This is a genomic window from Perspicuibacillus lycopersici (assembly GCF_025660475.1).
Taxonomy (GTDB): domain Bacteria; phylum Bacillota; class Bacilli; order Bacillales; family Caldibacillaceae; genus Perspicuibacillus; species Perspicuibacillus lycopersici.
Genome location: NZ_JAOUSF010000002.1, coordinates 242,532 through 254,424, shown reverse-complemented (window position 1 = coordinate 254,424; position 11,893 = coordinate 242,532). Strand labels below are relative to the sequence as shown.

At 37.1% G+C, this 11,893-nt stretch carries 10 protein-coding genes; all 10 read left to right on the top strand.

Features of this window, described 5'->3' with window-relative positions; all coding sequences use genetic code 11:
* Positions 1-73 precede the first annotated feature (73 nt).
* Positions 74-466: a flagellar protein FlaG gene (gene flaG / locus OEV98_RS05360; RefSeq protein WP_263072185.1), complete on the top strand. Its 393-nt coding sequence runs from the start codon at positions 74-76 to the stop codon at positions 464-466.
* Positions 467-517: 51 nt separating this feature from the next.
* Positions 518-2,593, top strand: a complete 2,076-nt coding sequence (fliD, locus tag OEV98_RS05355; protein WP_263072184.1) for a flagellar filament capping protein FliD — start codon at positions 518-520, stop codon at positions 2,591-2,593.
* A gap of 66 nt (positions 2,594-2,659) precedes the next feature.
* Positions 2,660-3,061 (top strand): flagellar export chaperone FliS, encoded by a 402-nt coding sequence (fliS, locus tag OEV98_RS05350; RefSeq protein ID WP_263072183.1) that lies wholly within the window; start codon positions 2,660-2,662, stop codon positions 3,059-3,061.
* Positions 3,061-3,405 carry a flagellar protein FliT gene (locus OEV98_RS05345; protein ID WP_263072182.1) on the top strand — a complete coding sequence of 115 codons (345 nt, stop codon included), beginning with the start codon at positions 3,061-3,063 and terminating at the stop codon, positions 3,403-3,405. Before fliS ends, OEV98_RS05345 begins: the two co-directional genes overlap by 1 nt.
* A gap of 240 nt (positions 3,406-3,645) precedes the next feature.
* Complete coding sequence (gene hpf, locus OEV98_RS05340) at positions 3,646-4,191, top strand: ribosome hibernation-promoting factor, HPF/YfiA family (RefSeq protein WP_263072181.1); 546 nt, start codon at positions 3,646-3,648, stop codon at positions 4,189-4,191.
* 373 nt (positions 4,192-4,564) lie between these two features.
* Entirely contained in the window at positions 4,565-6,175 is a 1,611-nt protein-coding gene (locus OEV98_RS05335; protein WP_263072712.1) for a gamma-glutamyltransferase family protein, read from the top strand.
* 234 nt (positions 6,176-6,409) lie between these two features.
* Positions 6,410-6,982: a chromate transporter gene (locus tag OEV98_RS05330; protein ID WP_263072180.1), complete on the top strand. Its 573-nt coding sequence runs from the start codon at positions 6,410-6,412 to the stop codon at positions 6,980-6,982.
* Complete coding sequence (locus OEV98_RS05325; protein ID WP_263072179.1) at positions 6,979-7,509, top strand: chromate transporter; 531 nt, start codon at positions 6,979-6,981, stop codon at positions 7,507-7,509. Before OEV98_RS05330 ends, OEV98_RS05325 begins: the two co-directional genes overlap by 4 nt.
* A 282-nt stretch (positions 7,510-7,791) precedes the next feature.
* Positions 7,792-10,305 (top strand): preprotein translocase subunit SecA, encoded by a 2,514-nt coding sequence (gene secA, locus OEV98_RS05320; protein ID WP_263072178.1) that lies wholly within the window; start codon positions 7,792-7,794, stop codon positions 10,303-10,305.
* A 336-nt stretch (positions 10,306-10,641) separates the two neighbouring features.
* Positions 10,642-11,743 (top strand): peptide chain release factor 2 gene (gene prfB / locus OEV98_RS05315; protein ID WP_263072177.1). Its coding sequence is split into 2 segments (ribosomal slippage): positions 10,642-10,713 and positions 10,715-11,743, totalling 1,101 coding nucleotides; the frame shifts between segments, so codons are not numbered across the junction.
* Positions 11,744-11,893: the final 150 nt, after the last annotated feature.

The following is an 11,893-nucleotide window of genomic DNA, read 5'->3' as shown; positions in this document are numbered from 1 at the left end:
TTATGGGAACCGATATAAAAGGTAGAGAAAAAAATTCGTATGTACAAAATGAAAACATGTAGGGGGAAAACCTATGATAGACAAGATTCCTTCCCGACAGCATGTCATAGCAACGAGCATAAATGGGACAAAGACCGGAGATAATTCAGTTCAATCAAATGTACAGGCTACAATAAACCATGGGGAAAAAGCAACAAATAGTGGCTTAACGAAAGCGGAAGAAAAAAAGGATAAAGCAATACATGAAAAACAAATACAGGATATCGTAAAAAAAATAAATGAAAAATTAATCCATGATAACACATCCTTAAAATTCGAAATTCATGAGGATCTCGATAGGTACTATGTAAAAGTTATCGACGATGAAACGAAAGAAACGATAAAAGAAATTCCACCAAAAAAAATGCTCGATTATTACGCAGCCATGAGAGAAAACATGGGATTGGAAATTGATACAAGAGTATGAAACGTGAGCTAAAAGAAAAAACATGCTATAGAGGAGAGGAAGTGACTACAAATGGTCATGCGTGTTACCGGATTAGCAAGTGGGATGAACATTGACGAAATCGTAGAAAATATGATGAAAGCCGAAAGTATTCCATTAAATCGAATGAAACAAGATAAACAAATACTCGAATGGCAGCGGGATAGTTACCGTGAAATGAACACCTTATTGCTCAACTTCCGTACAGAGCTTACGAATATGAGTTTAAGTTCCTTTTACCAAACGCGAAACACTGGAAGCAGTAATGAAGATAAAGTGACTTCTACGGCAACAAGTGGTGCAGGTCAAGGATCTTACTCCATTTCTAATGTCACACAGCTCGCTACGGCAGCATCGAAAGTAAATAACGGAACTATTTCAGCTAATAGTACTGAAAAAATTGATCCAACAAAAGCTCTTTATTCGATTAAGGATTCTTTTGCAGCAGGTGGCACAAGCTTTGATTGGAAGGAAGGCAGTGTAAAATCAACTACGATTTCAGTGACACAGGCAGGAAAAGAGCAAACAATTGGACTTGCTTCAGGTACTTCGATTGTCGACGTGGAAAATATGGCAGTCAAGGTTAATGGAACTAGCTATGAAGTGGTAACTAGCGAACCTGCTGGGGGGCTAGCAGATAACCAAGTATTGGTGGATGCTTCAACCGGGAAACTTACCTTTAAAAATGATTTAGCGATTAATAGCAGTATTAAAGTAGATTATGTCGCAAATCAAAACATCCAAACGAAATCGATTAATGAGGATATAACCGAGTTGTCGATTGGCGGTGCATTGGTTGAAGGTAGTGTTAATCTAACCATGAATGGCCAGCAATATTCTGCCAATGGAAGTAACCTCGTGGATAGTTCAGGAACAGCAGTTGGTACAATTGATTATGCATCCGGAAAAATTACGTTTAATGATACTTTCCGTAATTTAGTAAAGGATGCCGCTGCTGCCTCAGGATCTAGCGATGAAAAACCAAAAGTAGATATTCAAATAGCATCTAAAGAAAATTATTTTTCCTTTGGATTAACTACCCAAACATCGACTGGACAGGTAGATGAAAAGTTCTTGATTTCTGGAAGTGCATCATTAAATACGGTTATGTCTAAAGTCAACAATAGTGATGCAGGGGTAACGATGTTTTATGACTCCTATTCAGATAAGGTCACTATCTCTCGAAAAGAGACTGGGAATTTTAATGAAACCGGAGAAGAAATCACGACCTCTGGTAATTTTCTAAATAATGTTCTTGGTTTTTCCGGTGTAACAGAGCAAGGTGGACAAAACGCGACCTTTACAATCAATGGATTAGAAACGGAGCGAACCTCTAATACATTTACCATGAATGGGGTAACACTCACCTTAAAGAGTACGACAGCACCAGGTGAAAATATTACCGTAAATGTTAGTGGAGATAATGATAAACTATTCGAAAATATTAAGAGCTTTGTAGATAAATATAATGAGATTGTTGAAAAGCTTCAAGGAAAGCTTTCGGAAGAGAAATATAGTGATTACTTGCCATTGACGGACGATGATCGTGAAAAGCTTACAGATAAACAACAAGAACAATGGGAAGAAAAAGCAAAGAGTGGTTTACTTAAGAATGATTCGATTTTATCTGGCTTTATTAATTCCGTACGTGCAGCCGTTTATTCTCCAGTAAGCCAAGACGGGATTGACCCGGCAATGCGAACATTGTCTTCCATTGGGATAACAACAACAGCTGATTACAAAAGCGCGAAACTAACGATTGATGAAAATAAATTAAAAGCCGCAATCGAAAAGGATCCGGAATCAATTGAGGCACTATTCAGTGGCACTGGTTCAACGGATAGCAGCAAAGGAATCATGCTCCGTCTATCCGATCGTGTGACACAAACGATGGATCAATTAAAAAATCGTGCAGGAAGCACCTTGTCAACTAATTCCAATTTCGCAATTGGTAGAGAGTTAGATACATTAGATGACCGAATGGAAACTTTCCAAGAACGGTTAACAATGTTAGAAACTCGCTATTATGCACAGTTTACGGCAATGGAAAAAGCAATTCAGCAGGCAAATTCTCAATCAACATATATATCATCCTTATTCACTTATTAAACGATAGTGTCACAAGTAGCAGGTAGAATATAGGAACCAACTAGTAAATAAGGCAGGGGATTGAACATGGCAATTAATAATCCATATCAAGCATATAAACAAAACTCCGTAACGACAGCAAGTCCAGGGGAATTAACGTTAATGTTATATAATGGTTGCTTAAAATTTATTAATCTAGCAAAGCATGCTATTCAAGCGGGAAACATCCCAGAAAAAAATAGTAATTTGCAAAAAGCACAAAATATCATTAGTGAGCTTATGGCGACTTTGAATATGGATTTTGAAATTTCCAAACAAATGATGGCACTATATGATTTTGTTCGGCGACAATTAATCGAAGCAAATATTAAAAATGACATCCATGCACTAACCGATGCAGAAGGCATTGTGACAGAATTTCGTGATACATGGAAGGAAGTAATTCAAGTGAATCGTAGACAGCGATATGGCCAAGGTGGTCAAATTTAATGAGCTCGTTGAATGATTTTTATTTAGTAACGACAGAGCTAATTCAACGATTAGAAGAGGATACACAAGATCGTGATAATCAACTGCACGATATTCAATTACTCCTAAATAAGCGGGATGAGCATGCGAAGCAAATGGTTCCTCCTTTTTCCGAAGAAGAGCAAAAATTAGGCAAGCAAATCCTTTCATTAAACGAAACACTAATTCAGCTGTTAACGAAGCAAAAGCAAATAATTCAAACCGACTTACGTCAACTGCAAAAGCGTAAGCAATCTGGAAAACAATATATAAATCCGTATCAATCTATACAAACAGATGGATATTTTTATGATAAACGAAAATAATAACGTGGTAGAAGAGTCCCAAAATAATTGGTGACTCTTTTTTCATGCATTCTAATTTCAATAGAAACTTCATATAATGAAACTCGGAGAATACTTACACATACATAGGAATCACCAGGAACTTGTGACAAAATGATGTCGAAAAATATTATTCGACAAATTTTTTTAGTACAAAAGGAGGAAATCGTCCACTTGTTGGCGAAATTATAAGTATAGCTTTTATAAAGGAGGAGTTTACGTATGAAATTTAACGTACGCGGTGAAAACATTGAGGTAACTCCAGCATTACGGGAGTATGCAGAGAAGAAAATCACTAAGTTAGAAAAGTATTTTACAGAAACTCCAAATACAAATGTAAACGTGAATTTGAAGGTTTACAATGACAAAAAAGCGAAAGTCGAAGTGACTATTGTACTTCCAAGCTTCGTACTTCGGGCAGAAGAAGTAAATACTGATATGTATGCAAGTATTGATTTAATTACTGATAAGTTGGAAAGGCAAATCCGTAAACATAAAACAAAAGTAAATCGGAAATCTCGTGAAATTGGAACGAAGGATTTATTTGTAAATGGTGCAGCTGCTAACAAAGAGGAAGAAACAGAAAACGATATGGAAATTGTTCGTATGAAACGTTTTGACCTGAAGCCAATGGATAGTGAAGAAGCTGTATTACAAATGAATTTGTTAGGACATAACTTCTTTATTTATACAGATGCCGATACAAACACTACCAATATTGTGTACCGTAGAAAAGATGGTCGCTACGGTTTAATCGAAACTATTTAAAGACAAATAATATCCCGCAGTCTTCATTGACTGCGGGAATTTTCATGTTGGTTACAATTTTTTTACTCAAAAAAGATGGCATACATACCATCTTTTTTACGATCGCTGCTTTCATTACTTCCGTAACAATATAAAAACCAGCGGACGGAATACAAATAGGAAATTTCAATACGAGGACCAGGTATTTAATAAAAAGGTTTCTCCATATCGCTACCTTTTTATTAAACTAGATTTTTCAAACAATCATTATTATAATAGAAAAATAAAAATCTTTCATAGATTCAATTAATATATAAATATATAGGATAATATTTGTTTTCTTAAATTTTCGCTCATATTACTGCTTTTTGCATTTTATAATGGGAAGGGGAGAATCGTATTGGATTTTTTACATTATCCGTATGCATCACTACGTACTGCTGTTTTTAGTAATAAAGGAATGGTTGCAACCTCACAGCCATTAGCCTCGCAAGCGGGATTGGAAATTTTGAAAAAAGGTGGGAATGCAGTTGATGCAGCGATTGCAACTGCGGCTGCATTAACAGTTGTAGAACCAACCTCCAATGGAATTGGCGGAGATGCATTTGCCATCGTTTGGTTACAAGGGGAAATGTTCGGCCTCAATAGTAGTGGACCAGCACCAAAATCGCTATCGATTGACGCAGTGAAGGCGCGAGGACATGAAAAAATGCCAGTACATGGGCTAATCCCAGTTACCGTACCAGGAATACCTGGGGCTTGGGCGACACTATCTAAACGATTTGGTCGACTTCCGTTGACAGAAGTATTGCAGCCAGCAATAGCCTATGCACGGGAAGGCTATCCATTAAGTCCAACGTTAGGAAAATATTGGGGCTCTGCATTCAATCGCTATAAAGAAATTTACAAAACAGATGAATATCAGTATTGGTTTGAAACCTTTGCACCAAGTGGAAACGCCCCGAAAATAGGTGAGGTATGGAAATCGGAAGGTCATGCAACAACATTAGAGGAAATTGCCAAAACCAATGCGGAAAGCTTCTATCGCGGTCCAATTGCTAATAAGATTGCGACATTTTTTAAAAAGAACGATGGATTTTTAACGGAAGAAGATTTAGCCTCCTTCGAGCCAGAATGGGTTGATCCAATTAGTATTGAATATAATGGCTATAAGGTTTGGGAAATTCCACCAAATGGCCAAGGAATTGTTGCACTAATGGCTTTAAATATTGCGAAAGGATTTTCTTTTACTGGAAAAGATGAGGTCGATACATATCATAAGCAAATTGAAGCATTGAAATTAGCATTAACAGATGGAAAAGCCTATATTACGGATCCGAACAAGATGGAAACAACAATAAGCGAGTTGCTTTCGGAGGAATACGCTATGCAACGCCGTGCGCAAATTGGGGAGCTTGCCATTGAGCCGTCATCATTTGAGCCAAAGCAAAGCGGAACGGTTTATTTAGCGACAGCCGATGGAGAAGGGAATATGGTTTCCTACATCCAAAGTAATTATATGGGATTTGGTTCAGGAATCGTCATCCCGGGAACGGGGATTGCGATGCAAAACCGTGGAGCGGATTTCTCCTTGGACCCTAACCACGTCAATGCCCTACAAGGTGGGAAAAGAACGTATCATACTATCATTCCTGGCTTTTTAACAAAGGGAACAGAAGCAATTGGTCCGTTTGGAGTCATGGGTGGGTATATGCAACCACAAGGTCATATGCAAGTTGTGATGAATTTGCTTAACTTTGGGTTAAACCCACAGGCTGCGTTAGATGCACCACGATGGCAATGGATGGGAGATAAAAAGGTTATTGTAGAACCGAACTTCCCGACGGCGATTGCACAAAGCTTAGCTAGAAGGGGACATCAAGTACAGATTGCATTAGATACTGGTGCTTTCGGACGGGGGCAAATCATTTTGCGAAATCCAGAAACTGGGGTTTTAGTCGGCGGAACAGAGTCGCGCACCGATGGCTCTATTGCTGTTTGGTAAAAGAACTTAGTGAATAGAAGTGAGCGTAAATTATTCGAAAAATGGCCGCTTGAAAAAATTTAGAAGCGGCCAATTCCATTTCCTGAGCCTACTGCTCTTGAAAATTAACGAAATAATATACATAGAATAAACAAAGGATAAGAATACTTTAGAAATTAATTTTCCAAATCAATTTCTTCGTTTTTACTACTCCAAACAATTTCATTCAACAATTTCAAATCAGAAGGTGAATACATGAAGTATTTAAATATATTTATTGCATTTTTTCGTTCAGGAATATTAGGCTATGGAGGTGGTCCGAGTTCCATTCCGCTCGTCTATGACGAGGTGGTGAAACGTTATAAGTGGATGGACGACGAAGATTTCTCAGACGTATTAGCACTCGGAAATACTTTACCAGGACCGATTGCAACGAAAATGGCAGGATACATCGGATATCGTGTCGGAGGGATAGTTGGAATGCTCGTCGCATTAATTGCTACGATTCTTCCAACTGCTGTTTTATTGATTTTATTTTTAACGGTATTACAAGCCTATAAGGATATTGCATGGGTAAATGGAATATCAAAAGCAGTCGTTCCAGTGGTTGGCGTCATGATGGGGGTATTAACATGGGATTTTATTAAGAAATCAAAAGGCTACTTCGGCTGGCTAATGACAACTGTTTTAGTTATTGTTAGCTTAATCGTTTTACAAGTATTATCGATTCATCCAGGAATATTAATTGCTGGTTTACTGGCAGCAGCACTTTTGAAAAAGTCAAAACAAGCGGATGAAAATCTTAATAAAAAGGTGAAAACTTCATGATTTATTGGCAAATTTTTCTCGCATTTTTTATCCCAGGAATATTAGGCTATGGCGGTGGCCCTGCATCGATTCCATTAGTGGAAAATGAGGTGGTTGATCGTTATCAGTGGATGAATCATCAAGAATTTAGTGAGATGATTGCACTTGCCAATGCATTACCTGGACCAATTGCGACGAAAATGGCAGGGTATGTTGGCTATATGGAAGGTGGAATTTTCGGATCTGCTGTTGGTCTATTTGCTACTGTTGCTCCTTCACTCATTTTAATGATTGCCCTATTGAGTTTAATTCTTAAACATAAAGACTCCCCGAAAGTAAAACGGATGAGCAATTATGTCCGTCCGGCAATTGCTGTATTAATGGGGATATTAACCTATGATTTTTTCTTTGATTCCTTTCACGATATCGGCGGTTGGCAAACGTTTGGTATTGCACTCATTAGTTTACTTCTTTTAGAAAAATGGAAGGTACATCCAGTTTATGTGATTTCAGGTGCAATTGTTTATGGTGCGTTCTTTTTGTCCTAACGTTTTTGGCAGTTTCTAATGACAAATCGCAATTAGTGTAAGTTGTCACTTATGGACGTAAATGGTAATATAAAATATGACAATAAAAACGATAATTACGTTAATTTCATCAGATTGAATAGTAATTTTGTTCACAAAAATTCAATTGACTAGTAGTTACAATTCATTTATTGTAGAGAAATTATCACTAGCTTTTTCTTCATAAATTTGGGCACCAATTTTGCCTAAATAAACATGCCGTAAAGCTTAAAAGGTTTTTATATACAAAGGAGCGACGCTGAAATGGCAAGTATTTTAAATAAAATTTTCGATCTTAACAAAAGAGAAATCAAGCGTTTGGAAAAAATGGCGGATCAAATTGAATCATTAGCTACTGACATGGAGCGACTTACGGATGATCAATTACGAGAAAAAACGACAGAATTTAAGGAAAGAGTAGCAAAAGGGGAAAGTCTTGATGAATTATTAGTTGAAGCTTTCGCAGTTGTACGAGAAGCTGCTCGCCGTGTACTAGGACTATATCCATATAAAGTACAATTAATGGGTGGTATCGTTCTGCACGAAGGTAATATTTCCGAAATGAAAACTGGGGAAGGTAAAACATTAACTTCTACAATGCCAGTTTATTTAAATGCCCTTTCCGGTAAAGGTGTTCATGTAATTACCGTCAATGATTATTTAGCTAGACGTGACGCTACCGAAATGGGACAACTATTCGAATTCCTTGGTCTAACTGTTGGCCTAAATTTAAATGAAATGACAAAAGAAGAAAAACGAGATGCATATAATGCAGATATTACGTATGGAACAAATAATGAATTTGGATTTGACTATTTAAGAGACAACATGGTGCTTTACAAAGAACAAATGGTTCAACGACCACTGAACTTTGCTGTTATTGATGAGGTTGACTCCATTTTAATTGATGAGGCACGTACACCATTGATTATTTCAGGTTCTGCAAGAAAATCTACACAATTGTATATTCAAGCAAATGCATTTGTGAATACATTAAGAGCAGAAGTAGATTATACATTAGATGAAAAAACGAAAAGTGTTTTATTAACAGAAGAAGGAATTAATAAGGCTGAAAAAAGCTTTGGAATCGAAAATCTATTTGATATTAATCATGTGACATTAAACCACCATATTAACCAAGCATTACGTGCAAAGGTTGTTATGCATCGGGATGTTGACTATGTCGTCCAAGACGGTGAAATCGTCATTGTAGACCAATTTACCGGTCGTTTAATGAAGGGACGTCGCTATAGTGACGGTCTCCATCAGGCGATTGAAGCAAAAGAAGGCGTAGAAATACAAAATGAAAGCATGACAATGGCTACCATTACATTCCAAAACTATTTCCGGATGTATGAGAAATTGGCTGGGATGACAGGTACAGCGAAAACAGAGGAAGAAGAATTCCGTAACATTTATAATATGAATGTTATTGTTATTCCAACGAATCGTCCGATTACAAGAGATGACCGTCCAGATTTAATTTATGCAACAATGAAGGGAAAATTCCAAGCAGTTGTGGATGATATTGCTGAGCGCAATCAAAAAGGCCAACCTATTCTTGTAGGTACGGTTGCCATTGAAACATCGGAATTAATTTCCCAATTGCTAACGAAAAAAGGCATCCGACACAATGTATTAAATGCGAAAAATCACGCACGTGAAGCCGATATTATTGCCCAAGCTGGCCATAAAGGCTCCGTAACAATTGCGACAAATATGGCTGGTCGTGGTACCGATATTAAATTAGGTGAAGGCGTGAAGGAATTAGGCGGTTTAGCCGTTATCGGTACAGAGCGTCACGAAAGTCGTCGGATTGATAATCAGCTCCGTGGACGTTCTGGTCGTCAAGGAGATCCAGGGGTTACACAATTTTATTTATCGATGGAAGACGAATTAATGCGTCGTTTCGGTTCCGACAATATGAAAACAATGATGCAGCGCTTAGGAATGGATGATTCTCAACCAATTCAAAGTAAAATGGTATCAAGAGCTGTTGAATCGGCACAGAAACGCGTGGAAGGAAATAACTTTGATGCACGTAAACAATTACTACAATATGATGATGTAATCCGTCAGCAACGGGAAATTATTTATAGTCAACGATTTGAAGTAATTGATTCCGATAACTTACGTGATATTATTGAAAAAATGATTAAGTCCGTAATTGAACGGAATGTCCAATTACATGTTTCCGGAGATTCTACAGATGAAGATAAGAATATCGCTGGCTTAATTAAATATATTAATGCCAACCTACTCCCGGAAAATGATATTCAAGCAGCTGATCTTAAAGGCAAAAATCCAGAAGAAATGGTTGAAATCATTTTTGCGAAAGTAACGGAACGATATAATGAAAAAGAGGAAACGCTTGGTTCCGAAAAAATGCGGGAGTTCGAAAAGGTTATTACATTACGAACAGTAGATTCTAAATGGATTAGTCATATTGACGCAATGGATCAATTACGCCAAGGTATCCATCTTCGTGCATATGCACAAACCGATCCATTACGTGAATATCAAACAGACGGGTACGCAATGTTTGAAGCAATGGTTGAGTCCATTGAAGAAGATGTTGCAAAATATATTATGAAAGCCGAAATCGTCGATAATTTAAAACGTGAGGAAGTTGCCAAGGGGCAAGCCGTTATACCAGCCTCTGATGGTGACCAACCTAAGAAAAAGCCACTAAAGAAACAAATCGACATTGGCAGAAATGACCCATGCTATTGCGGAAGTGGCAAAAAATATAAACACTGTCACGGAAAAGAAGCATAATTAGGACGTTTTAATGAAAAAACTTGATTAACTAGAACAAAAAGATTTACAATAATCAAGGTGAATCCATTTGAATAAACAAAAGAGGGAGAAGACATTCCTCCCTCTTTTTTGTGGAAAATCCATTTGTTGAAAGCTTGTTTTTGTAAAAGCTATTAACGATAAGAAGTTCCTTTCAAAGAATATACAGATTTCTACAATTGTCGAAGGTTGCTTAGATATTTCGTCAAAATATTTCCCAGAAAATAGATTAAAAATATCAATTGATTAGTAATTTCGACACAAACTGTAAAAAAATATAATGGAATTATAGAAAGTATTTTAGAGGTGACGAAAATGGAAATAGCAGAAATTAGAAATGAATTAGAAAAAACAGCTGAACGATTAGCGGACTTTAGGGGGTCTCTTTGACTTAGAAAACAAAGAGGCACGTATTGCAGAATTAGATGAATTAATGTCTATGCCAGATTTTTGGAATGATCAGGATAAAGCACAAACCGTTATTAGTGAGGCAAATGGATTAAAAGAACAAGTTAACGAGTTTCATGAGTTAAATGAAACATATGAAAACTTAGATTTGACTTATGAGCTTCTGAAGGAAGAACCAGATGCAGATTTACAAACAGAATTAGAAGCTGAATTGGAAGACCTAACCGAGCGATTAAATAAATTTGAACTTCAGTTATTATTAAGTGGTCCATATGATAAAAACAATGCAATATTAGAATTACACCCAGGTGCTGGCGGTACCGAGTCACAGGACTGGGCATCAATGCTTTTACGAATGTATACACGCTGGGCTGAAAAACAAGGCTTCAAAGTAGAGACGCTTGATTATCTACCAGGTGATGAAGCAGGGGTTAAGAGTGTTACTTTACTTATTCAAGGCCGTAATGCATACGGATATTTGAAAGCAGAAAAAGGCGTACACCGCCTCGTACGGATTTCACCATTTGACGCATCAGGTCGTCGCCATACATCCTTTGTATCGTGTGATGTGATGCCGGAAATAAATGATGATATTGAAATCGAAGTATCACCAGATGAAATCCGTGTCGATACATTCCGTGCAAGTGGTGCTGGTGGACAGCATATTAATAAAACATCTTCTGCTGTTCGAATTACCCATATTCCAACAGGATTTGTTGTAGCTAGTCAGGCACAACGCTCGCAAATTCAAAACAGAGAACAAGCAATGAAGATGTTAAAAGCAAAATTGTATCAAAAGAAAATTGAAGAACAAGAAGCAAAACTTGCAGAAATTCGTGGCGAGCAAAAAGAAATTGGCTGGGGTAGCCAAATTCGCTCCTATGTATTCCACCCATATTCGATGGTAAAAGACCATCGTACTAGTACAGAAACAGGAAATGTGCAGGCAGTAATGGATGGCGAAATCGATCAATTTATCGATGCCTATTTACGCTCGAGAATTCAGTAATGTTTTGATGATTGATTATAGGTAAAAACGGCGGAATTTATTTCCACCGTTTTTTACTGGAATGTAATAAATGATGTAATAATACAAATGGGAAATAAACGAATCTTTACCAATAACTTTTATAATCGAAGAAATTAAAACGCTTACATA

Coding starts and splice junctions, on each gene's coding strand:
- fliD (WP_263072184.1), top strand. CDS start 518: ATGGTCATGCGTGTTACCGGATTAGCAAGTGGGATGAACATTGACGAA.
- OEV98_RS05345 (WP_263072182.1), top strand. CDS start 3,061: ATGAGCTCGTTGAATGATTTTTATTTAGTAACGACAGAGCTAATTCAA.
- OEV98_RS05330 (WP_263072180.1), top strand. CDS start 6,410: ATGAAGTATTTAAATATATTTATTGCATTTTTTCGTTCAGGAATATTA.
- OEV98_RS05325 (WP_263072179.1), top strand. CDS start 6,979: ATGATTTATTGGCAAATTTTTCTCGCATTTTTTATCCCAGGAATATTA.
- flaG (WP_263072185.1), top strand. CDS start 74: ATGATAGACAAGATTCCTTCCCGACAGCATGTCATAGCAACGAGCATA.
- fliS (WP_263072183.1), top strand. CDS start 2,660: ATGGCAATTAATAATCCATATCAAGCATATAAACAAAACTCCGTAACG.
- hpf (WP_263072181.1), top strand. CDS start 3,646: ATGAAATTTAACGTACGCGGTGAAAACATTGAGGTAACTCCAGCATTA.
- secA (WP_263072178.1), top strand. CDS start 7,792: ATGGCAAGTATTTTAAATAAAATTTTCGATCTTAACAAAAGAGAAATC.